Raw genomic sequence first — 22,931 nt, forward strand, 5'->3', positions numbered from 1 at the left:
CGCGGGTGGTCGATCACATCGTCGCGCTGGCGCTGGCTGGAAGCAATGACGGGGGCAACCTGGCCCCCGCGTGCGCCTGTTGCAATGATGCGAAAGGTAGGGTTGAAGCGCGGTTCATTCGCCGTGGCCATGACATCCGCGATATCATGGCTGACATCGAACTGGCGGACTGGATCAAGCGCGGCAGGCGTCGTCCCGACGGTTGAACCAGTCGTCGGCGCCGGGTAACCACAACGCGATGACGCCAGCGATTTGCGTGACGGTCGATGCGATCGGAAATTCGCGGATCACGTCGTCGGCGTAAAAGAACTGCGCCGCCCATCCAAGGAAAGCAGCCCCGGCAAGGACCGCCAGCGACAGCCATCCCCGCGCTATCCGTGACCGTCCCAGCAACGCCAACGACGGAACGAGGAAGAACGCGACCAGCACAATGATGAATGGTCCGGCCAGGTCGCCGAAAGCAGCCTGGAGCGGGCCGACGTTGATGACGTTGTCGGTGATTGTATAGCCGATGGTGCCGATCAGTATCGCGGCGCCGAATGCCGCTGAAAATGGTATGCGCATAATGGTTTGCCTCCGTGTGAAACCGGTCGAGGAGGCAGATATTTAGCGGGCTGTCGAGGCTCGAACGATAAATAGAGACGTTGCTCCCGTGCTGTCGGATCGCGGTGACGACCACGATCCGGCAGCGCAATCGTCCCATATAGTGGGGCGGGTAAAATCATAATATACCATATATTGGGACTACCGCAGTCCAGGTTTTTTTTCACGCGTCCGAATTAAAATTCGGCGCGATCATCCCGCTCTTCGTCTTTAAGCGGCAAAAGTGATGGCGAGACAGCGTAAAGCCTGTCTATCAAATAATAAAGTCCGTGCAATGTCGTGATGGTCAAGCTTGCAACGGGAATATTGAACAAAATAATCGAAACGCCACGCATGTAATTTTTGTCAATGTCAACTCTCCAATCAGAGAAAGAGAATGACGCATCTTCTACTTTTGGGTTGGCATCCGCTACGATGACGATGACGATAGAAGCCAGGGTGATTATTAAGGATAAAAAGGCAAGGTAGCCGAACATGGAACAAACGAACTGACGCCTCGATAAGAATTCTGCGTCTTCACCTTTTTTGTGGGGATATTTTATACGCCCAACTTCGATTGTTTTATCAAGTCCATTTACCTGGTGCGCAAAAGTTGCGACAGCGACCAAACCGGCGACGTAAAAGCCGGTCAAAACAGACGAGAAAGTTCCAACTTTATCGATGAAGCCGTCTTTGTGAAAAAAGTTCGCATTGTTTTTAATGATGAAGGGGATCGATATCCCTAAAAGGAAAAGTAAAATTAAAAAAATGTCTCTCCACCAAATTGGAAAGCCGTTCTCGCCACGTAAGCTGAGATATCTCAAAGGGTAGAACGGGATGTTCATAAAATCCCCTTAGTTCTTCATAAGCTTTAACGATGCATTTACGATGGCTGGAACTACAGAAACAGTGCAGTTTTCGAGGGGGACTGTAAACTGAACCTGTTCTGCTCGAACAAAAAGTATTTCAGATGCTTCTGCAAGTCGATCTAGTTTGACCGTCTTGTGGCGCTCGTCGTCGAGGTTTAGGTCTAGCCTTACATCTTCCCATTTCTCGTCGCGCGCGGCGGCGACAAAGGTTGTAAATTTGTCGCGCCATGCAGCGCCTGATGGATCACCGATAACTCGGTATTTGACTTGAACCTCACGAGCTTCCGCGATGCCCTCGCTGTCTGGAACACCGCTGACTTCGGTTCGGGTCAAAGTGATGAAATTGATGGACCCTTTCTTTTTGAGCGCGTCAGTCAAAGCCTCGGTTTTCAAGCCGAGAGCTTTTAAGCAGCAATAAGTGTCCTTTTGCTCCTTTTTCTTATCTTCGTAAGGATAAGTATATTCTCTGAGGCAGAGTGCTATAAGCTCTTTTATGCGGCTAAAGCTGATCCCTGGAATTTCTTCAAGAACTGCACTGTAAACGTGCGGCCTGATGGCATTCGTGCTGACGACCACATGGGCGGAATGCGCCTGTTCCTCAAGAATGTCCTTTTTCCCTGGTCGGACGGTAATTCCGTCCTTCTTCTTCGTCCGATACATCGGATCGGCAGCGTTCGGGCTTCCTTTGTGAATCAGCAGCGCTATCGCGTTTTTATCCGCATAATGTTCGGCTTTGATGATCTCTATCGAGTCATTATTCTCGACGGTTAGTGACGCCTTATTATTCAGCATTGCCTTGCGTATCGCCTTCAAGACACAAGGATAGTTGTTGCGAGAATCTACCAGCGGCGGCGGGGGAACGCTCCGCGCTTTAGAAGAAAATTGAAATTCGTAACGTCGAAAAAAGCGAGAGTGCTTTTCAAGCAGCATGTTTATGTTCCCACTTTGTGTGATCGGATTATCGCGTCGATAAATATACTGATGCATCCTGGCAAGAAACTAACTGATCCAGCAAGGAAAAAGCTGGCCAACACCCACAAACCCAGCGTAGATTCCAACGTCGTGTCGATCGCTACCGACATCGTCCGCGATCTGCCGGTCATGCCGGAATGGCTCTCGCCCGGCGCCCGCGAAGTGTGGACCACTGACATCGAGCGGATTGCCGCGATGGGGGCGACCGCCGTCGATAGCAGTGCCGTCGCCCTCTATTGCGAAACCATGGCTGTCTTCGTCGCTTCCGTTCGCGCGAGCGAGCCGGTCAACGCCGCCTTTCGATCGGAACTTCGTAAGCAAGCCGAGTTGCTCGGTATTGCGGGCGCCAAGTCGCGTCTGGCGCGGATCGCGTCGGCCGAACCGGTGAAGGCCAGTCCGTTCAGCGTTCGGCGATAGGTTCGGCGCAGGCGCTTAGTTTCTCGATTTGCTCCTTCGCGCCAGCCGTGATGCCCATGAAATTCCGAAGCCACAGCTTCACCACTCGCCGATTTCCTTCGTCGATCACATCGACCAGAATGTCACGTTGGATGCCGTCGTTCGTATAGGACATTCCGTTTTCGATCGGCATTGCGCGCATTGACGCCGAAAGTGTCCCGACCCAGCGCGAACCCAAACATCCCAACAGCTTGTCCATCGGGACCGAAGACTGGCCTTCCCAACGGGGCGGGCGCTTCCTCCATTGCTCAACGGTCGCGGTCGATCCGATCGACGGAATGACCATTACCATCGCGGCCAGTGCAAGTCCGAATTTCATTGCTTTCCCCCTAAATATACGGTGCCATTACCCCGTTATCCTCGAAATTCATATGCTTGGGTTGCCACCGATTACGCGAAGAAAGTCGTCAACGGCAAGATCGAAGCGTGTTGGCAAATCCGCGCCGCGTGTCAGCGCTATCTCGACGACCACGACCGCACTGACATCGAGTTCAACACCGAATATGTCGATCACGCCTGCGAATTTATCGAGGCTCTTCCGCATGTGACCGGCGCGCTGGCAGGCCAGCCGATCAAGCTGGAGCCGTTCCAGGTTTTCTTCATCGCGAACATCTTCGGATGGATTGTGAAGGCGACCGGCCTGCGCCGCTTTCGCGAAGCGCTGGGGCTGTTTCCGCGCGGAACCGGCAAGTCTCTGATCGGCGCCGCCATTGGCGTCTACATGAACTTCGCGCTCGGCGAACAGGGCGCGCAAGGGTTTAGCGGTGCCACGTCGATGGACCAGGCCGCTGCTGTGTTCGACCCTGCGAAAAAGATGGTCGAGATGACCCCGGACCTGGCTGACGCCCTTGGCTTGGAAGTGTCGGCCCGCGCCATTTTCCAGTCTCACACCGGCAGCAGTTTCAAGCCAGTTATCGCCAAGACCAAAGACGGCGGCATCCCGTGGATCAGCATCTGTGACGAGTTGCACCAGGCCATAGACGGCACCCAGCTTGCGGCCTTCAGGACTGGGATGGGCAAGCGTCGCGGTTCCGATCCCCTCTTGCTGATTATCACGACGGCCGGGTTCAATCTCGCCGGGGTGTGTCGCCAGGAGCAGCTATATTTCGAGGCCGTGCTGACTGGGACAATCCGCGACGACAGCAAGTTTGCCATGATCTACACGATCGACGCCGACGACGATTGGCGCGATTTCCGGGTCTGGGAAAAGGCGAATCCGGGATATGGGGTCAGCGTCGATGAAGATCATCTTCGTCGCGAATATGAAAAGGCGCTTCAGTCGCCCCGATCGCAAACGGAGATGCTGACCAAGTATCTCAACGTCTGGTGCAACAGCGCGTCCGGCTGGTTGAATTCTGTCGATTGGGCGAAGGCGGCCGATCCCGCGCTCGACATCCCGCCTGGGACACCCGCCTGGCTTGGCGTTGACCTTTCGACGAAGACTGACCTGACCGCGATCGTTGCCGTGTGCCTGCTCGCCGACGGCCGGAAAGCTGTCGTGCCATATCTCTTTTTGCCGATCGGCGCACTGGATCGCTCGCCGAACCGGGAGGCCTACACCGATTGGGGCGCATCTGGTGTCGTCCATCAAACCGAAGGCAGTGCATCCGATCACGCAGCGGTCGAGGCGAAAATCCGCGAATTGTGCCGGACCTACAATGTCCAGCAAGTTGCATTCGACGCCTGGCAATCCGCGACGATCAGCCAATCGCTCGCGGCGGACGGGATCAGCGTGGTCGAATTTCCGCAGAAGGCGGCCACGATGCATCCGGCAATGGTCGATTTTGAGGCCGACCTGTTGAACGGCCAGATTGTCCACCCTGACAATGCCTGCCTTAACTGGATGGCGTCGAACATCAGCGTCACCCGGCGCGGCGCGATGATGTCGCCATGTCGTCCGACCGGCCAGGATCATCTCAAGATCGATGGCATGGTGGCTGCGCTGATGGCCCACGCGATTTCAGGCGTCGAACCGCCACCGGCACGCGCCGACATCGCCCTGGAATTCTGGGACTGACTAAATAGTCGATGGGAAAAATCATCGATTTTCTGTTCGGTCATCCGGTCGAGCAGTCGTTCGCTACCAAGTCCGCCACCACGACCACCGTCCCGGTTCATTCGCCCGAAACGATCGAGCGACAACTACGCGACGAGCATGAATTCGGCACGTCCGCGATTGCGATCTCGGCCGTCTTCGCCTGCGCGCGTGTGATCGCCGAAGGTCTGGCGCTGCCACCTTGCTATCTCCACCAAACAGACGCGCGCGGGAAAAAGCTGGCGACCCGCCATCCGCTGTATCGTCTGCTCCACCTGGCACCGAACGATAGGCAGACCTCTTACGAATTCCGCGAGCAGATCGGCCTCCACCTAGCCCTAAACGGCAACGCCTTTGTCTGGGTCAACCGCTCGCGCGCGACCGGCGAAATCCTCGAAATGCTGCCGATGGAGCCTGGTTCGGTAACCGTGCTGGTCGATCCGTCGGTGATCGGCGGGCCTGTCCGATACTTTCTCTACGGCTTGGAAGTGCCTGCCGACCAAATCTGGCACCTCAAGGGTTCGTCGTGGCAATCGCATCGCGGGATGACCGCCGTAGATAACGCTCGACAGGCGATCGGCCTCGCGCGTCACGCCGAGAAATTCGCGTCTGACCTGTTCGTAAATGGGGGCAAACTCTCCGGCTTGATCAGCGCCAAGACGCCGATGACCGACGACCAGGTTCGGCAGCTTCGCGAGGCCTGGTCGCGCGCATATTCCGGCCCAGGAAAGCAGCACAAGACCGCCTTTCTTCCCGCCGACCTTGCTTATACGCCGATGTCCGCGACCGCGACCGACGCGCAGATGATCGAAGCCCGTCGTTACCAGATCGAAGAGATTTGCCGGTTCTTCCGCGTCAGTCCGACCAAGGTTTTCCAGAGCGGCGGCAGCCAGTCCTATGCCAGCGTCGAGCAGGCGCATATCGCCCACGACCAGGATACGGACGCCCATTGGCACACCCGCTTCGTCCAATCGGCTTCCGTCCACCTGCTGACGGCAGCAGAGCGCGCGGCCGGTTACACAATCTCGCTCGACAACCGTGACTTTTTGCGCGGAACCGCCGTCGAACGGATGACCTATTATAACGCTGGTATCGCGGCCGGGATCATCACCCGTAACGAAGCCAGAGAGATGGAAGGGTTTGACCGTTCGGACGATCCGTCGGCCGACCGTTTGACGCCCGCCGCGAACCTGTTCGGTCCCGACCAGGCCCCGCCCGCCGCAGCATAAATACTGATATGCAGAAAAAGGCCCTGGCACTGCGCAACGTAAAGTTCGCGCCACCGACCGACGATACGACCGAAGCCCGATCCTTTGAAGGATACGGCGCGGTTTTCGGCAACATCGACAGCTACGACGATATCATTGCGCCTGGCGCTTTCGCGGCGTCGATCGCCGAACATAAAGCGGCCGGGACCATGCCGGTGATGTTGTGGAACCATGACGCGATGGCGATGCCGATTGGCGTGTGGACCGACCTTTTTGAAGACGAACACGGCCTGAAAATGTCGGGTCGGTTCCTCGACACCGTGGCGGGCCGCGATGCCTACACGATCGCGAAAGCGGGTGCCGTGACCGGACTCTCGATCGGCTACATCGTTACCGCGTCCGAGATCGAAAAGCGCGATGGCAAAACCGTCCGCGTCATCACCGAGGTGAAGCTGATCGAAGTCAGCCTGGTGACCTTTCCCGCGAACGACCTTGCCCGCGTCGATGATGTGAAATCCCAAAAACTGGAGAATGCAGAAAACATGAAATTGCAGCGCAAGTCGCTCGAACGCCTGGCCGAACTGTTCGGTGAAGCGAAAGACCTGATCGATGGTCTCGTAACCGAAGCTGACGAAGAAAAGTCCGAGGTCGATGATCAGGCCGATGACGACGAAAGTATCGGAAGCGAAGAAAATTCATCGGACGACGCAGTGCCGGAAAATGAAGCCGAGGTTCCGTCCGACGAAGAGATCGAAGGCGAAGCTAAATATAATTTGACGGCACGAATTGAGGCCGTGCGTAACCTAACCCTTGCTGTGAAAAACCTGGAGAACCATGGCCGATAAAATCCTCGACGAGATCAACACTCTCGCTACTGCTGTTACCTCGCGCTTCGACGACATCGAAGGCAAAATGAAGGCTCTCGAAAAGGCGGGCAACCGACCGATCATCGACGGCGCGGAAAATCCCGAACTCAAGTCGGCGTTTAACGCCTTCCTGCGTGGCAACCAGGCCGAATTCAAGGCCATGTCCGCCACTGGCACCGACGAAGGCGGTGTGACCATCCCCAAGCAGATGGCCGCAAGCATCCGCGCCCGCGTGCAGGAAATCTCGCCGTTCCGCAGTGTTGCCGAAGTCGTCACCGTTTCCACCCCTGACTATCGCATTCCGTTCGCCACCACTGGCGCCGATGCTGTCTGGGTTGGCGAAAAGGACGCACGTCCCGAAACTTCCGCTCCCAAGATCATCGAACTGACGCCGTCGTTTGGCGAACAGTATGCTTCGCCGTTCGTAACTCCGACCCTTCTGGAGGATTCGGCCTACGATATCGAAGGTTTCCTGGTGAACCAGGTTGCGATCAAGTTTGCCCAGATGGAGGGCGCCGCGTTCCTCAACGGCACCGGCATCAACCAGCCCAAGGGCATCCTGACCGTTGCCACCGCTGCGACCGCCGACAACACCCGCGCGTTCGGCACGCTTCAGCACGTCACCAGCGGTGCAGCGTCGAACCTGACGAGCGTCGATCCGCTGCGTAAGCTGGTTTACAGCCTCAAGGCCGAATTCCGCGCAAACGCCAAGTGGATCGCCAACCGCGACACCATCGGCACCCTGATGTCGTTCAAGGATTCGACCGGCCGCTATCTGTGGCAGGACGGCCTCGAAGCTGGTCAGCCGGGTCGCTTCATGGGTTATGAAGTGGTCGAAATGGAAGATATGCCCAACATCGCGGCTGGCGCCACCCCGATCATGTTCGGGGACTTCCGTCGCGGCTATACCATCGCCGATCGCGTGGGCATCTCGATGCAGTATAACCCTTACGCCTTCGCACCGTATGTGGCCTATCAGACCCGCGCCCGCGTCGGCGGCACGCCGACCGACACCGATGCGGTCAAGGTTCTGAAGATCGCGGCCTAATCGGCTTCGACGATCGAACCAAAGGAGGGGCCGGGGAAACCCGGCCCTTTTTCGTGACAAGATAAATACCGGCGTGAAGAGAATTTCCGCCCCCGCATTTCCTGCCGTTTCCGCCGACCAGTTGCGTGAATGGCTGCGCCTCGACCCGGATGTCGATGCCGACACCCTTGATCTATTGCTCGGCTCTGCCGTTGATCACGTCCAGGCCCTGACGGGCCAAATCGTCGTCAGCGCCGATTACGAGACTGTTTTGCACGGGCCTGGTTGCCATGTCATCACCATCAGCAATTCCACAGCGGTCGCCCTTTTTGACCAGGCCGGTGACCCGATCCCCGACATCGACATCGTCGAAGCCAGCGTCCACGGCGATCTGGTCTTCGTCGAAGTGCTTCCGGCTGACCGTGGTCCGGTAACCGTCCGCGTGACGGCTGGCTGGACGACCGAAGAGATGGTCCCCGCATCATTGCGCCACGCCATCGCGGTCTATGTCGGGGCCGCATACGATAGCCGCCACGCTATCGACGACGCCACACTTCGCACTGTCGCTGCGCTTTGCCAGCCCTTTCGCCGGATCGTCATCTGACCATGCGGATCGACGCCGGGGCGCTGGATCGCCGTATCGAAATCATGACCCAGACCAAGGTTCGCGACGCGGTCGGCCAAGAGCGTTCGACCTGGACCGTCACCGCGACCGTCTACGGCCAGCGCCTGGAACTGCGCACGTCGGACATTGAGCGCGGCGCCGGTCGCCAGGCCGTCCCAGCGGGCCGCTATCTGATCCGATACCGTCCAGGTTTGACGGTCGCGCACCGAATTCGTGTGGACGGTCAGACCTACGCCATCACCGCAATCGACGAACCGGATCGTCGCTCGACGCTGGTCGTCACGGTCGAGGGGGTGGCGGAATGACCGTCACCGTCACCACTACCGGCTTCGCCGCGCTCGAATCTAGGATGAAATCGCTGTCGAACGATTTTGCGACCAAGGTCGGCCAATCGGCCAACCGCGCCGGTGCCGTGGTGATCCAGAAAAAGATCAAAGAAGGCGTCCCGATTGGCCCGCATGCGGAGGGTTCGATCCGCAACCGCACTCGAAAAAGTGGTAGGGTCGTCCAGGAAAAGCACAGCAAGATCATCAACAACGTCAAGGTGCGGAAAGTCAGGGCGGAAGCTGGTCGGGTCATCAACGCGATCGTGATCGGAAAGGACGCGTATCACGCTTCGTTTGTTGAATTTGGCAGCATCCATAATGCCCCGAACCCGTTTTTCCGCACTGGCTTTGCGCTCGCGAGCGAAGATGCCGTCGATCGTATCAAAACCGTCCTGGCCCGTCGGCTGGACAAGGCGGGCGTATGATCGAGGCCCAGCTTGTCGCCCATCTAGCGGCCCTTTGTCCGAACATGTATCCCGGCGCTGCGCCGCTCGACTATTCGACGCCGTGTGTCGTCTACAATCGGATCGCGACCGACCCGAACGACGATCTCGAAGGGTGGACCGGAGAAGGCTGGCTGACGTTCCAGATTGATGTCTACGATCCCAGCTATCTCGCGGCGAAAGAACTGGCCGCCGACATCCGCGACCACATGATCGAATGGGATGACGACACGGTCCAGTCGGTGACCTGGATCGGCGAGACCGACATGATCGACGAGACGACCGATACCAGCCTGTTTCGGACGATGCTGCAATTTCGCCTGTTCGCGGTCCTCTGACCAACAAATCAAATCGCGCCGTTGCCTAAATAATTGCGTCCGGCGCGCCTGTGCGTCGAAGTAACCCTATATGGAGACGCGAATAAATTATGGCATCCGGTGCAATCCACAGCCGCAAAACGAAAATTGAAATCACCAACGGCGCGACCAAGGTCCAGATCAAGGGACTGACGCAATTCTCGGGTCTGGGCGGTGGTTCCGCTTCCGTCATCGACGTGACCGATCTCGACAGTGACGCAAAAGAAAAGATGATCGGTCTGGCCGACGAAGGTCAGGTCACCCTGTCCCTCAACTATATGCCCGCCGATCCCGGTCAGGTCGCCCTCGAAGAAGCGCGTCTGTCGGGCGAACTTTCCGAATTCGTCATCACCCTTCGGAGCGGTGCGACCTACACCTTTTCCGCCGCCGTGCTGTCGTTCGAAAAGTCGGGCGGTGTTGACGCGGTCATCGCCGGTTCGGTCGCGCTTGAAGTGTCGGGCCTGGTCGTGAAGGGCACCGCCGCTTAACCATGGCGATCCTTTCCAAGGGGGCGATCTTTGCGGCCGCCCCCGCCACCATTGAGGTCGAGATTCCAGAGTGGGGCGGCTCGGTTATGGTCCGCGCCTACAGTCTGATCGACCGTATCGCCCTGATGGATGCCGCGACTGAAAACGCCCACGCGGTCGAACTCTTCCAGCGCGATCAGGCGCTGGATGAAGACGAACGGGAAGGACTCGACGAGGTGAAACGCTTCGACGCCGCTGTGCTGGAGATCATCCATAGCTGCGTCGATGAAACGGGCGCCCGCCTGTTCGACCTGGCCGATCACGACCGTATCCGCGCGCTGTCCTACACGTCTTTGCAGTCGATCATGATCGCGATCCGGCAGATCAACACGGTGCCGGACCAGGCTGCGCTAAAAAAAAGTTCCGATTAAATTCTGATCGACGGTTCCTCTTTCGCTTGGCTCTGCAAATGGGCCGGACGGTGAAGGAACTGTCGGCCACCATTTCGGCGGATGAATTTGCCGAATGGCAGGCATATTACGAGGTCGAACCATTTGGTTCGCCGGTGGAAGACGATCGCTTTCGTAACCTTCTCGCCCTGCAATATTCCGGCCTTGGCGGGAAAGAGGAAATCCACTGGCTGGACCGTGATCCCGCATGGTCGGCGCACCTGCGTGACCTGGCACGGCCGCCGCTCGACGACGCGATCGAAGCCTATTTCGAAGCCCGGATCGCCGCTCAGAAGGCGCCATCGACCTAAATAATCGATGGCTGATCTAGGTTCTCTCTTCGTAAACCTCGGATTGGAATCCGCGCAATTCATCGCCGGGATGAAGAAAGCAGCGGCCCAATCCGAGGCAACCAACAAAGCAATTTCCCGCGCGATGGATGGCGCGAAGACGGCCGTCACTGGCCTCCTGGCGGTTATGTCGGTCGATGCTTTTGTGTCAGCCGCGCGGGCCGCTTTTGACTACGCCGACAGCATCGTGGACCTCGCGGATCGAACCGGCGCCACTACCAAATCGATTCAGGAACTCCGATACGCTGCCCAGATGACCGGCAGCGACTTCGCGTCGGCCGACGGCGCGCTGGAGAAATTCGCGAAAAACCTTGGCACCGCACAATCTGGCGGCAAGGCGATGGGCGAAGTCTTCAAATCGTTGGGCGTCACGTCCAGCGACTTCGACCAGGCGCTGCGCGAAACCATAGACGGTATCAGCAAACTGCCGACCGTCAGCCAGCGCAATGCAGCGGCGCTCCAGGTTTTTGGCAAGTCGGCGGGCACTCTGACCGCGCTGATGGGCGAAGGCGCGAAGGGCTTCGACGAATTCGCCGACAAGGCGGCCGATCTTGGCATCGTGCTGGGTGATGACCTGTTGCGCAACGCTGGTCAGATCAACGATCGCTTGGATACGTTGAAGATGACCCTCGACGCGCGGTTCGCGTCCGCCATCGTCCAGAACGCCGACGCCATCGGAAACCTCGCCGACCAGGTGGTCAAGATCGCGACCGCCATGGCGCAGTTCTGGAGCCAAAATCCGACAGCGGCCATGGCGATTATGGGCGCGCTGGCTGGTGGCATTGGTGGCGGGCTTGTGGGCGGCTTGCCCGGAATGGTCGGCGGCGCAGTCGCGGGCGGCATCGGTGGCGCCGTGCTGGGATACAATAGTCGCGGCGAACGCAAAACGTTGACCGACGAACGCGCGTCGCTAGTCGCCCAAAACACCGGAAAGAATCCGCTCCTTGCTGCGGTCGGCATCGACGCCGACGCGATCGGCAAGGGATCGCCACAATGGAAGAAGAACGAAGCCCGGATCAAAGCCATCGACGCCCGCCTGGCGCGAATGACGGCAGAGGAAGAGGCTGCGGCCAAACTGCTTGCTGGTGGAAACGGCGGCGGCGGTGGTGGCACTCTTCCACCTGTCGCCGGTGGCGGCAAGAAATCGACCGGCAAGACCGCCGCTGAAATCGCAGCCGAACAGTCTGCCCGCTTCACCGCCGACATGGCGTCGGGCGACATGGAACTGCTGTCGGCGAAACAGGCGCTGCTGTCCGATATCGTTGAGCAGTCCGCGTTGGAGCGCGAGATGCTGGCTATCGAAACGGATCGCCGAAAGGCAGCGATCGACCAAGACGTGGCGGACAAGAAGCTGACGGTGGCACAAGGCGACGCGCTCAAGCTGCTCGAAGACAAGATCGAATACACGCGGGCGGACGAGATCAACCTGCGCGAAAACGAAGAACTGGCCCGCCAGGCACTCGATGTTCAGCACTCTTATCTCGATAATAGCCGTGACCTCCTCGGGTCGGAAATGGCACTCGCGCGATCGTCCGCCGATCGTCGCGCCATCAGCCTGCGCCTGGTCGATCTCCAGTATCAGCAGGAGCGGCTTTCGATCGACGCGATCCTTGCGTCGAAACAGTCCACCGCCGCAGAAAAGGCCATCGCGGAGGCTAGGCTTGGCGTGCTGGATCGTCTCCAGGCCAACGACACTGCGGCGGTCAGCCGTGACACGATGGGGCCGTTGGGTCAGTATCTGGACGGCATCCCCCGCACGGTCGGGGAAATCCAGGATGCGCTCGGCAGCGCTGCGGCGGAAGGCTTGGGATCGTTCAACGACGGTCTGCGCGAAGCGATCCGGGGTGCCGGAAATCTGGGCGATGCGTTCGAAGCGGTCGGTGACCGGATCATCGACAAACTGATCGACATCGCCCTCCAGCAAGCGATTTTGAAGCCGCTGGGATCGCTGTTTGGATCAGTGCTAGGGTCGATTGGCACCAGCCTCGCGGGTGGCGGTGGCAGCGATATCGTGCTGGGCGGTGCGGCTCTCAAAATCGGCGCGCGCGCTAATGGTGGCCTGACCCGCGCTGGCACCTATGTGGTCGGCGAACGCGGCCCGGAAATTGTCAATGTTGGGAATACAGCCAACACGGTCCCGAATCACGCTCTTCGAAGCATACGCGGCGCGGGCCAGGCCGGTCCCGCCGTCACCATCGGGAACATCACCAGCAACGACCCCGCGATGGTGCGCGCCATGGTCTTTGAGGGGATCGCCCAGGCGGCGCCGCTCTTGTCGAAACAGGCGAGTGATCGAACGCTGGGTCGGTTCCAGCGGCCGACAATGTGACGGGAGGCATCCGCCTAAATAATGGATGCCGACCTATCCATTGTCCTTTCCCGCCGTCACCCCGAATTCAGAGCGCCTGGCGGTCAATCGTCGCCAGGCCGCTATCGCGTCCAATTTTTCCTTGGTCCAGCAGACGATCAACACCGCCAGCCAGTGGACGCTGACCTGGACCTGGCCGCCGATGCGCCAGAATGTCGCCGAACGCCTGCGCGCCTGGCTCAATAGCTTGCGCGGACAGGTCGGTCATTTTCGTTACTGCCCTCGACAAACCGTCACTTCGACGCTGACGGGTCGGAAGGTCGCCGAGACCGCCTATGCCTATCTGTCCGCCGTCGTGATGGGCGGATGGGTGGCGGGACAGGCCAGCCAGCTTCGGATCGGCCAGCTATTTTCCATCGGGTCGCAACTGTTCGAAATCACCGACGCACCAGCAAACGCCGATGCCAATGGCCGGTGCCTTGTTCAGTTCGAACCGGCGCTTCGCCAGACCTTTGCGGTCGATACCGATGTCGAATTTTTCCGGCCCAGCGGTCTGTTTCGGCTGAATTCGAGCGAAGGCCAGACCTATACGCTGACGCCTGGCGGGCAGCGCGGAAACTTGGCCGAATTCGGCACACTGACCGCTGTGGAGGCGGTGGGCGCATGAGACCCGGCACCACGCCCGAAATCACTGCTGCCCTTGCGGAAGCAGGCATTACGACGGCTCTGTTGGCACGCCTGGATTTCAAAAGCGGCACGGTTTGCGCCTGGACTGGCGGCCATTCGATCAAGGTGACCGGTTGGGCTGACAGCCTCTTGAACGATCAGACCTTTCACCCGCTCGAAAACGGCGTGATCGTCGATATCGGTGACAACAGCTTCTCGTATAGCGGCTCCGAAGCGTTGGAAATCGCGCTTGGCCTGCCGTCTTCGGTGCCACTCGCGCTTGAAGCGGCGGCGGTCGAGCCGACCGAATATCAGGGGCGAACGGCCACGATTTGGCGCGCGCTTTTGATCCAGCCTGGCCTGATCGCCGAACCGCATTGGGTCTTTCGTCGAATTCGATCGGGCACGATGGACACGGTCGAAGTCTCCGGTGACGGACTGTCGCGGACGTTCAAACTGTCGATCGAAGGCCATGCTGGCATGATCAGCGCGGCCACCCAGGGCACCTATCTCGACCAACCGAAATTCGATCCGAATGATCGGTCGCAGGACTATGTGTCTTCGATCGCGAACGGCGACGATCTGATGAAGGCGGCGCCGACGGGTTGGGCGGCGGTCCAGTCCACGATCAACAACTGGCAGCAGCGTTAGGCGTAGGGCGGTTAAGCTAAATATGGGATGCAGCTTGCGTCCCACAGATATGGCGATTGGGAAGATCGCCTCCGCACATACCTCGACCGCGTAAACGACGAACCCTTCAAGTGGGGCCGCCACGACTGCGCCTTGTTTGCCGCCGATTGTATCCGGGCGATGACCGGGTTCGATCCCGGCGAAGCGTATCGCGGACGATACGACACCAAGACCGGCGCGGCTGAAGCGCTGCGCGAATTCGGCGCGGGGACGCTCCTTCGGACGGTCACCTCCTGGCTTGGAAAATCCAAGTCGATCCATCTCGCCCAACGCGGCGACATCGTCATGAATGCGGACCTGTCCTGTGGCGTCTGCGTCGGCCCCTACAGCTATTTTGTCGGTGAAGGCCCTGGCCAGGTCGGTCTGATCCCGGTCCCGACCGCTAGTCTGAAATACGCCTTCAGCGTGCCCTTCGAAGCGCCGGTGGCGATCGATGGGTAAAGTCGTAACGACCGTCCTGGTCGTCGCCGTTGCGGTGGCGATCGTCGTGTTTGCCCCGCAGATTGCGGCGGCTATTGGTGCCAGCGGCATTTTCGGCGCAACCGTCACGGCGGCCACGCTCGCCACTATCACGTCGTCGCTGGTCGGCCTTGGCGTTTCGCTTGGCATGGCTGCGGCCGCGTCGGTGCTGCGCAAGGCTCCGTCGATGTCGCAGTCGCTGGTCGATCGTCTTCACACCAGCGTCGTTCCCAGCGCCCCGCGAAAGATCGTCTTTGGCACCACGGCGGGCGGTTCGGACGTTCGCTTTGCAGAAACGTTCGACCGCGCCGGTTCGAAAAAGGACGGTTACGCGCAGATCATCGCGCTCGCGAGCCATCGGATCAATGCGGTCAAGGAATGGTATCTCGAAGAGACCCGGACTTGGGCGAACGGCGCGATCGTCGATAGCCACGATGGTGGCGTTCTGGCCGTCCAGACCTGTCTCGAAGGCAAGCCCGGAAACGGATTTTCCTGGGGATCGGGGAAATATTGGACCCCGCAATCGACCTTCACCGGCTGTGCCTACCTCGCGACCCGATACAAGCTGGATTCGAAGGTTTGGCCCAGCGGCATCCCATCTCGTTACACCACGATCGTCGAGGGTTGCCCGCTTTACGATCCCCGCCGCGACAGCACAAATGGGGGCAGCGGTTCCCACCGCATCGCGGACCAGGCGACCTGGACATTCCGGGAAGGCGCGGTCGAAATCGGCCGCAATCCCGCGCTGGCGCTGCTGACCTATCTGCTCGGTTACCGGATCAATAACAAGCTGGTGTGGGGCATGGGCATCCCGGCCCATCGCATCGATTTCGACAATTTCCGCGCCTACGCCAACCTTTGCGAAGAGCGCGTCCTGACCCAGTCTGGCGCGACGGTCCAGCGCTACACCGCCGATGGCACCTTTTCGACCGCTGACCCGCACGAAACCGTCATAAATGGCCTTTCGGCAGCCATGGGTTCGTGCAAGCTGGTCGATACGTCCGGCGTCTATCAGCTTGTCGGCGGTTACGACGACACGCTCGGCCCAAAGGTCGATTTTGACGAAAACGACCTGGTCGCCGCAGCCGGATCGGCATCCCCGTATCTGTGGAAACCGGCGCCGCCGACCCGCGAGTTGCACAACATCGTGCGCGGTCGCTTTGCCGATCCGTCCTCGCTCTATCAGCTTGTCGATTGGGGTGTGGTCGAAACCGATCCGCTACCGGACGCGATCCCGCGCACGCTATCGTTGGATTTGGGCCTTGTCACCCGCGCAGAGACTTGCCAGCGTATCGCGAAGCAATGGCTGCTCCGCGAGGCCAAGACGCCTGGCGTTTTCAGCGCGACCTTTGGTCCGAAAGCCTTCCGCGTCCAGGTCGGCTCGCTGATCACCATGTCCCTTCCCGAACGCGGCTGGAACCGTAAGCTGTTCAGGGTGATCGAGCAGGTCGAGACCCACGATCTTCTATTCACCATGGCGCTTCGCGAAGAATCCAGCGAAGTCTACGCTTGGGACCGCGAGGAGAAGCCGCTTCCCGCGACGATCCGACCCGACGGCTATAATCCGCGCGACGCGATCGCGCCGGAAAATCTCACGGTCAGCAGTTCGGTCATTGAAGGCGCAGGCGGTCAGCAAGTCAGCGAAGTCGAAGTCACCTGGCTTCCCGCACCGTCCGCGCGCATCGTCGGAATCCAGATTGAGAGCCGACCGACCGGCGCCATCGCTTGGACCGAACAGGCCGCGATCCACGATCCCGTGTCCGGTGTTTTCCGGTTCGGGTCGAATGTCGGCGGCGTCGATCTCGCCGTGCGTGCCCGCTATCGTATGGATACCGGCGTTTACAGCGAGTGGGTCGGCGCGGATGTCGTGTCGGCTGCGATCGAGATCGTCGATGGCCAGGCGCGCGAAAACGCCACCACCGCAATCGACACCGCGCAGCAGGCGCAGGAAACCGCGAATTCGGCCGTCAGCCAGACATCGATTCTGAACCAGCAGCTTGCCCAGCTTGATGCCGACGTGGCTGCCCAAAAAGAGACGACTGACCAGCTTGTCGAAACCTTTGGCTCTACTGACAGCGCGCGTGACTATGCGACGGTTGCCGAGACGGCGGCAGGGAACAGCGTAGCCGCAAACGATCAGGCGCAGATCGCAGCGCAGGCCATCGACCAGGCGAAAGCCATTGTCCTGTCTGCCCGCGATCAAACCCAACAATTTTCCCAAGATACGGCGGCAACAAAAGCCGCGACTGAAGTGCTCAAGACCGCGACCGAACAGGTGCGCGATCAGGCGCAGCAGGCCGCCCAGTCCGCCCATGGTTCGGCCCAGAGTGTTGCCAACAATGTCGCGATCGTCACTGCGAAGACCGACGAAACGGGACGATTGGCAGCAGCGGCCGACGCCAGCAGGATCGCCGCAAGGACCGTCGTGGCGGCTATGCTTCCGCACGATTTCGCCCAAGGCTTCGAATATTGGGGTGCAGACTGGGCAACCGGATCGGCTGCGATGTCCTCGGATTGGACGCTGGTCGATACCCCGTATGGCCGGGTCGCACGCATCACGAACTCGGGTGGCGATAAGGACATCGCGAACGTCGGGTCGATTGCGATCGTAGCCGGTCGTAAAATGCGGATCACCGTTAAATGGCGCGTTGTCGATAGCTATTCGGGTGTCCCGGCGATGCAGATTTTCCGCATCGGCATCCCTGGCGTCTCTGGTGTCCAATTCAACAATGCCGCAAAAGACTTCGGCATTCCGGTTTACGCGATCGGGTGGGGCGGCAACGGTGGCTTTGCCACTGCCGTCTATGAATTCTCGTCCGATGACCTCGCGAACGGAAATCCACAATCTGCCCGCGCGCGTGTCCTGGTCCGGCTGAATTCGCCAGGTGTCTATGATTTCCAGTCGATCCGTTTCGAAGATGTGACTGGAGAGGTTATCGCGGCCGGTCACGCGCAGGCGAGTGCGGAAAGCGATCGTTCAGCCGCAGCGCACGAAGACGCCTCCAGCCAAAATGCGGCGGCCACTCAAGCCGACCGAATTCTCGCGCAGACCGCCAGTGGTGATGCGAAGACATATCGCGATCAGTCCGTCGCTGTCCAACAAACCGTTTCGGGCCAGGTCAGCACAGTCACTGAGCAGGCGGGAATTGCGGCCCGTGCCGCGAACATCGCTGCGTCCCGTGCCGGTGGCAACATCGTCGGCAAGGCCACATTCGACGCGACCGGCCGTGGCGATTGGGGCGGTTCTGGAACCGTCCAATACGATAGTTCGATCAATGCCTACGTCCTTCAGCAGACCGATCGTGATTTGACCGAGGGGGACATGATCCCCGGCGATTGGTCCAACCGGAACATTCGCGTCTCTGGCAACGCCGCCGCCTACGCTGATTTCCCAGCCGGTGCTGGCTTGAATTTTCAACGAGCGGACGGATCACTATCCTACGTTTATTGGCAGGCTAGACCCGCCCATACCGGCTACGGCGATTTCTCTTTCATTCTGACCCTGCCGCAGAATGTTGTGGCGATCCGTCCGTTCCTGAACAGCGATGGAAACTGGGGCGTGGCCGGACACGGCGTCAACTGGCGCAGTATCCGCATGGAAGATATCACGCAGGAAACGCGAGCGAGCGGTTTTGCTGATGCTGGTGCTGCCCATGCGGCTACAGCCTCCGCCGCGAACGATGCAGCAGGGAAATCTGCCCAAGCCGCTGAAGTGTCGAACCTGGCCTCTAAAGCGAATTCGGATAATGCGCAGCGCAGCGCCGAAGCTGGTGCCGCCCACGAGGCGGGTGCGGCATCGTATTCGAACAATGCGGAGCAACAGGCTGCGGCGGCAGAAAAATCAAAACTGACGGCGCGGGCGACTGCCCAAGCGATGATGCCCTCCGATTTCACCGACATTTCGATGTGGACCGGTGATTGGGGCGGCGGAACCGGATCATACGAGGGCGATTCCCGCTTCACCGCCTACGACGACAGTTCAGAAGGCCGTGTTCTGCGGGTCTGGAACAATCCGGCTTGGGCGCCCCACGTGGCATCGGTTGGTCGCGAGCCGCTGGTTCGGGACAAAACCTACAAAATCACGATCACCTGGAAGCTCGTGGGCCAACAGCCCAGCGAAAATCCAGTCAATGGCGCGCTATACGCGGTCGGAATCCACGCGAACGGGACCGCGAATGGCTATATTGAGACCGGTTGCAGCATTGCGCCGGGTTGGGCCGGTTGGGGTTCGGGATGGGCAGTCCAAAGCCTGACCGTGACATCGAACTCTTTGATGGACCAGGGCTGTCAGTGGATTCGCCCGCTGTTCCGCCTCGATTCCCAGGGCGTCTATTTTTACAAAACCCTCGAAATCCGCGACGTTACCGGCGAGGTAAATGCGGAGGGATCGGCACAAGCTAGCGCTGAACATGCCGCGTCCGCAAGCGCTGCCAATAATGCAGCAGGCCAAAACGCAGCAGCCACGCAAGCTGATAGAATTGCGGCCGAGACTGCGCGTGGCGCTACCGAAGCCCTTCGCGATCAGACCGTCACCATTCGCGATGACACTGCTGGTTTCGCGCAGACGGCTACCGATCAGACAAACCTAGGCGCACAATATCGCGACCAATCGGGTCAATCCGCTAATGCATCGGCGGGCAGTGCCGCGTCCGCGCAGTCGGCAAACGATCAGGCCGGTCAGCACGCCGCTGCGGCGCGCGCGGAGCGGCTAATGGCCGAAACGGTCGTGCAATCGACGCTGCCTTCGACGTTTGGTGACCTCCGCAACTTCACTTGGGATTATACCAACGGGACCAACACCCTCGCGGATGACAGCCGCTATAACGCATATGACAACCCCACATTTGGGCGCATAGTCCAAGTCCAGAACGATCCGGCTTTCAGCCCGCATATGTCCACCAAGGGGCGTCTCGCGCTGGTCCGTGACAAGACGTATCGCATCACGGTGAAGTGGCTGCTGGTAGGTTACCAGAGTGGCGAGAGCGTCAACGCGTCGATGTTTGCGATTGGTATCAAGCCCGACAACAGCCAGTATAATGACGTTAATCTGGGGGTGACGATCTCGTCTGGACAGGCGGGTTGGGGAACCGGGCAATGGGCTACACACACACTCGACATCAATGCGAACACACTGATCGATCAAGGTTGTGCATGGGTGCGGCCGCTGTTCCGATTGGACAGCCGGGGCATCTATTTCGTCCAGCAGATCGAAATTCGCGACCTTACCAGCGAGAACACGACCCGGATTTATGCGGAGCAAACCGCCGCAAACAGGGCCGCCGTGACCGATCTCGCTGCCAGCGTGTCGTCCACGGCGCTATTGGTCGCGTCTTACTCGACAGCGGGTGGCAATCTGTTGTCGAATACCGATTTCCAGACCCGAGATAACTGGAACTATTATTCCGCGATATCGGGCGTCGATTTCGACCTGAACCTTGCGGGCGATGGGTGGCATCCGATCGAAGAGAACGTCCTGGCGATCCGTCAGAACAATGGCACGTCCAGCGGCTACAGCGAGTGGACGCAGACGATCAACATTCGCGGCGACACATGGTATGACGTGTCTGGTCGCGTCGCTGCCCATCGCACCCAGGCGATCGAAGTCTACATTCAGTGGATTGATGCGAACGGTCAAACGCCATGGGGCGCGCCTTCTACGGGGTCGTTCGTTCCGAGTTCGGGTGGCAACACAGTCGGTAGCTTTACCCGATATGGCTTCAAAGCGAAGTCGCCATCAGGCGCCGTTCGTGCGAACTTCATCATGCGCAAGTTCGCCACGATCGCGGGGCAGGGGGATAGCTATGCGTGGTTCCTCCAGCCCCAGGTGCGCGAGACTTTTGAGAACGCGCCGTCGCCTGCCGCCTATTCGCCTGGTCGCCCTGGTAAGATGCTCGCGAACATGTCTTCGTCGATCGCGACGAACCAGAACGCAATCGCAACTGCTAACACCAGCCTGGCAAATCTGACGACCACGGTTGCCGCGAATGGCGCTTCGATATCGACCATCAATTCCGCGCTTTCTTCGACCGATGGCAAAGCCAATCAGGCGCTGGCCCGTGCTGCCGTCCAGCTTGATGTCAACGGCTACGTCAGCGGCTGGGAAACCAGCAATGACGGCCAGTCGTCCGATTTCACTGTGTCGGCCGACCGTTTTCGCATCTTGAAACCGGGTGGTGGCGCGCGGATGGAGTTCATCAACGGCCGTATGATCGCGACCGATGGCTCGTCGTGGATGTCGGTTTACGGTCAGCCCTTCGGTGCTGGTAACCGGTTCGTCGAGTGGACCGGCCCATATTTCGCTGATCTCAACCAGTGCAGCGAGGCGAACGCTAAGAAATATGTTCGTGTTAACGGCGACGTATTTTTCGGCGGCACGCTGCTCGCGGGTTCGATCCGCAACAGCCAGCAGACCAGCAGCCTTGCCAACAATGCCTCGGTTTCGACCGGCGCCTTCGGTTCGAACGGTGGCATGATCGTCGCGAACGCGTCCTGGACATACAGCTACACCAGCGAGCAGACCTATGCGGCGACGACGCAGGGGCGGAACGCGTTCGACGCAGATTTGGACTCGTTCGGGCGGCAGTTTCTCCAGGCAAGCGGTGGTGATAGCTGGACTGGGTCGAAGTCAATCGGCCTGGACGGTAATGGCGTTGTGCTGAACCTTCGTCGGAACGGTGCGCTTGTCGCCAGCCAGGCGGGTGGAACCGGGCTTCTGTCGCTTGAAGGCGTTCGTCCGATGCCTGGTGATAGCGGCGGCCGGATCACCTGGACCTACAGCTATGCGGCGTCGCTGACCTATACTGATCCCGAACATAACACCGCGTCGCGCACATACAGCGCCGACATCACGCGGAATTTGGGATCGGGGGCGAACGTCACGCAGCGCGTCGGGGTCAGCACTGTCGAATGATAAATACCGACATGGATATCACAGCAGAAACGACCCTCCGCGAGGTCAACGCATTTTCGATCGCCACGCTTGAAGCGCTGATCGCCGACATCGACGCTCTCCGGGCCAGCGCCCAGGGTGCGACGTTGGAGCAGGACTATCCGACCGCCCAGGTGGTCGGCCAAGCCATGTCCAGCATGTCGGGCATCCGAATGCAGCTTGAGACGCGGCGCGTGACGCTGGAAAACGTGCGCCGGGGTTGGGACGGTGAAGAGCCGCTGGGCGCCGCAGGCACCTTCACCCCGACGCTGCCGGTGACGCCCGCGTGATCGACCGTTTGAAAAGCGCGGGTGGGAAGATCGGCGCTGGCGCGATCTGGCTGTGGCACCTCCCGCCTGTGCGATCCGCCATCGTAACGAACATCGTCCGTGTCGTCGGTGGTGGCGCGATTGGTTCGATCATTGTCGCTATTGCGGACGGCCTCGCGAACGGTGGATGACACCAGCCTGATCCTCGGTCGGCTTGAAGGGAAAGTGGACAGCATTCAGGCGACCCTTTCCGCCATCGTCCAGCGCCAGGATGCGCACGAAAGTCGGCTGTCTTCGCTGGAAGGCGCTGTTCGCACGATCGAGGCCGACCGTGCGGCCATGATCCCCGGTTATCGTATTGTCGAGGCCGATCTAGCCGACCTCAAGACGTGGCGCACCACCGTCGAAGGCAAGGCGCGGGGGTGGATCGAAGCCGGTGGTTTCTTCAAATTTGCAGTTGGTGCATTGGTCGGAATCCTTGGATATCTGGGTGCGCAAATCGTTGTCGCACCAGCCGCAACAACTTCACCTCCCGCAATCACGACTGCGACGGAACAGAAACTTTGAATATGACTAAGTG

The 22,931-nt window shown here is 59.6% G+C and carries 25 protein-coding genes; 21 read left to right on the top strand and 4 right to left on the bottom strand.

The window, feature by feature from the left end; translation table 11 throughout:
* A partial coding sequence (locus BRX37_RS05975; RefSeq protein ID WP_164522420.1) for an HNH endonuclease occupies window positions 1–206 on the top strand: 206 nt, incomplete at its 5' end.
* Here the strand turns inward: BRX37_RS05975 and BRX37_RS05980 are convergent.
* The 3 genes from BRX37_RS05980 to BRX37_RS05990 all read right to left on the bottom strand — a co-directional run bounded on the left by BRX37_RS05980 (window position 175) and on the right by BRX37_RS05990 (window position 2,381).
* Window positions 175–564: a hypothetical protein gene (locus BRX37_RS05980; RefSeq protein WP_017501269.1), complete on the bottom strand. Its 390-nt coding sequence runs from the start codon at window positions 562–564 to the stop codon at window positions 175–177. The two genes, BRX37_RS05975 and BRX37_RS05980, sit on opposite strands and share 32 nt — an antisense overlap.
* A 215-nt stretch (window positions 565–779) precedes the next feature.
* The gene (locus BRX37_RS05985; protein WP_125985899.1) at window positions 780–1,427 is read right to left on the bottom strand and encodes a hypothetical protein; all 648 of its coding nucleotides are present in this window, start codon (window positions 1,425–1,427) and stop codon (window positions 780–782) included.
* Between the two features lie 9 nt (window positions 1,428–1,436).
* A complete protein-coding gene (locus BRX37_RS05990; protein WP_125985900.1) occupies window positions 1,437–2,381 on the bottom strand; it encodes a hypothetical protein in 945 nt (314 codons plus the stop codon).
* 51 nt (window positions 2,382–2,432) lie between these two features.
* Between BRX37_RS05990 and BRX37_RS05995 the strand changes: the two genes are divergently transcribed.
* A complete protein-coding gene (locus BRX37_RS05995; RefSeq protein ID WP_125986039.1) occupies window positions 2,433–2,840 on the top strand; it encodes a hypothetical protein in 408 nt (135 codons plus the stop codon).
* Here BRX37_RS05995 and BRX37_RS06000 read toward each other — a convergent pair.
* Complete coding sequence (locus BRX37_RS06000) at window positions 2,824–3,198, bottom strand: hypothetical protein (protein WP_125985901.1); 375 nt, start codon at window positions 3,196–3,198, stop codon at window positions 2,824–2,826. The two genes, BRX37_RS05995 and BRX37_RS06000, sit on opposite strands and share 17 nt — an antisense overlap.
* A 21-nt stretch (window positions 3,199–3,219) precedes the next feature.
* Between BRX37_RS06000 and BRX37_RS06005 the strand changes: the two genes are divergently transcribed.
* The 19 genes from BRX37_RS06005 to BRX37_RS06090 all read left to right on the top strand — a co-directional run bounded on the left by BRX37_RS06005 (window position 3,220) and on the right by BRX37_RS06090 (window position 22,918).
* The gene (locus tag BRX37_RS06005; protein ID WP_125985902.1) at window positions 3,220–4,896 is read left to right on the top strand and encodes a terminase large subunit; all 1,677 of its coding nucleotides are present in this window, start codon (window positions 3,220–3,222) and stop codon (window positions 4,894–4,896) included.
* Between the two features lie 11 nt (window positions 4,897–4,907).
* On the top strand, window positions 4,908–6,143 hold the full coding sequence (locus tag BRX37_RS06010; protein ID WP_125985903.1) for a phage portal protein: 1,236 nt from the start codon (window positions 4,908–4,910) through the stop codon (window positions 6,141–6,143).
* Between the two features lie 8 nt (window positions 6,144–6,151).
* On the top strand, window positions 6,152–6,967 hold the full coding sequence (locus BRX37_RS06015; protein ID WP_125985904.1) for an HK97 family phage prohead protease: 816 nt from the start codon (window positions 6,152–6,154) through the stop codon (window positions 6,965–6,967).
* On the top strand, window positions 6,957–8,036 hold the full coding sequence (locus BRX37_RS06020; protein WP_125985905.1) for a phage major capsid protein: 1,080 nt from the start codon (window positions 6,957–6,959) through the stop codon (window positions 8,034–8,036). The genes BRX37_RS06015 and BRX37_RS06020 overlap by 11 nt, the downstream gene beginning before the upstream one ends.
* Window positions 8,037–8,109: 73 nt before the next feature.
* Window positions 8,110–8,619 (top strand): head-tail connector protein, encoded by a 510-nt coding sequence (locus BRX37_RS06025; RefSeq protein ID WP_206434125.1) that lies wholly within the window; start codon window positions 8,110–8,112, stop codon window positions 8,617–8,619.
* Between the two features lie 2 nt (window positions 8,620–8,621).
* Window positions 8,622–8,945, top strand: coding sequence for a phage head closure protein (locus BRX37_RS06030; RefSeq protein ID WP_125985906.1), 324 nt, complete (start codon window positions 8,622–8,624; stop codon window positions 8,943–8,945).
* The gene (locus tag BRX37_RS06035; RefSeq protein ID WP_125985907.1) at window positions 8,942–9,391 is read left to right on the top strand and encodes an HK97-gp10 family putative phage morphogenesis protein; all 450 of its coding nucleotides are present in this window, start codon (window positions 8,942–8,944) and stop codon (window positions 9,389–9,391) included. The genes BRX37_RS06030 and BRX37_RS06035 overlap by 4 nt, the downstream gene beginning before the upstream one ends.
* The gene (gp17, locus tag BRX37_RS06040; protein WP_125985908.1) at window positions 9,388–9,747 is read left to right on the top strand and encodes a tail completion protein gp17; all 360 of its coding nucleotides are present in this window, start codon (window positions 9,388–9,390) and stop codon (window positions 9,745–9,747) included. The genes BRX37_RS06035 and gp17 overlap by 4 nt, the downstream gene beginning before the upstream one ends.
* An 89-nt stretch (window positions 9,748–9,836) precedes the next feature.
* Window positions 9,837–10,253, top strand: coding sequence for a phage tail tube protein (locus BRX37_RS06045; protein ID WP_125985909.1), 417 nt, complete (start codon window positions 9,837–9,839; stop codon window positions 10,251–10,253).
* Window positions 10,254–10,255: 2 nt separating this feature from the next.
* Window positions 10,256–10,663 carry a hypothetical protein gene (locus BRX37_RS06050; protein WP_125985910.1) on the top strand — a complete coding sequence of 136 codons (408 nt, stop codon included), beginning with the start codon at window positions 10,256–10,258 and terminating at the stop codon, window positions 10,661–10,663.
* 50 nt (window positions 10,664–10,713) lie between these two features.
* Window positions 10,714–10,992 carry a phage tail assembly protein T gene (locus BRX37_RS06055; RefSeq protein WP_318276616.1) on the top strand — a complete coding sequence of 93 codons (279 nt, stop codon included), beginning with the start codon at window positions 10,714–10,716 and terminating at the stop codon, window positions 10,990–10,992.
* A 7-nt stretch (window positions 10,993–10,999) separates the two neighbouring features.
* Window positions 11,000–13,360 carry a phage tail tape measure protein gene (locus BRX37_RS06060; RefSeq protein WP_206434126.1) on the top strand — a complete coding sequence of 787 codons (2,361 nt, stop codon included), beginning with the start codon at window positions 11,000–11,002 and terminating at the stop codon, window positions 13,358–13,360.
* Between the two features lie 121 nt (window positions 13,361–13,481).
* Window positions 13,482–14,006, top strand: a complete 525-nt coding sequence (locus tag BRX37_RS06065) for a hypothetical protein (protein ID WP_206434127.1) — start codon at window positions 13,482–13,484, stop codon at window positions 14,004–14,006.
* The gene (locus tag BRX37_RS06070; RefSeq protein WP_125985913.1) at window positions 14,003–14,656 is read left to right on the top strand and encodes a hypothetical protein; all 654 of its coding nucleotides are present in this window, start codon (window positions 14,003–14,005) and stop codon (window positions 14,654–14,656) included. The genes BRX37_RS06065 and BRX37_RS06070 overlap by 4 nt, the downstream gene beginning before the upstream one ends.
* A gap of 27 nt (window positions 14,657–14,683) precedes the next feature.
* Complete coding sequence (locus tag BRX37_RS06075) at window positions 14,684–15,136, top strand: DUF6950 family protein (protein WP_125985914.1); 453 nt, start codon at window positions 14,684–14,686, stop codon at window positions 15,134–15,136.
* Window positions 15,129–22,064: a phage tail protein gene (locus BRX37_RS06080; protein ID WP_125985915.1), complete on the top strand. Its 6,936-nt coding sequence runs from the start codon at window positions 15,129–15,131 to the stop codon at window positions 22,062–22,064. The genes BRX37_RS06075 and BRX37_RS06080 overlap by 8 nt, the downstream gene beginning before the upstream one ends.
* 11 nt (window positions 22,065–22,075) lie before the next feature.
* Window positions 22,076–22,372 (top strand): hypothetical protein, encoded by a 297-nt coding sequence (locus tag BRX37_RS06085; RefSeq protein ID WP_125985916.1) that lies wholly within the window; start codon window positions 22,076–22,078, stop codon window positions 22,370–22,372.
* Complete coding sequence (locus BRX37_RS26655) at window positions 22,369–22,542, top strand: hypothetical protein (protein WP_164522421.1); 174 nt, start codon at window positions 22,369–22,371, stop codon at window positions 22,540–22,542. Before BRX37_RS06085 ends, BRX37_RS26655 begins: the two co-directional genes overlap by 4 nt.
* On the top strand, window positions 22,535–22,918 hold the full coding sequence (locus BRX37_RS06090) for a hypothetical protein (RefSeq protein ID WP_125985917.1): 384 nt from the start codon (window positions 22,535–22,537) through the stop codon (window positions 22,916–22,918). Before BRX37_RS26655 ends, BRX37_RS06090 begins: the two co-directional genes overlap by 8 nt.
* Window positions 22,919–22,931: the final 13 nt, after the last annotated feature.

This window comes from Sphingomonas sp. S-NIH.Pt3_0716 (assembly GCF_003950715.1).
GTDB classification, from domain to species: Bacteria; Pseudomonadota; Alphaproteobacteria; order Sphingomonadales; family Sphingomonadaceae; genus Sphingobium; species Sphingobium yanoikuyae_A.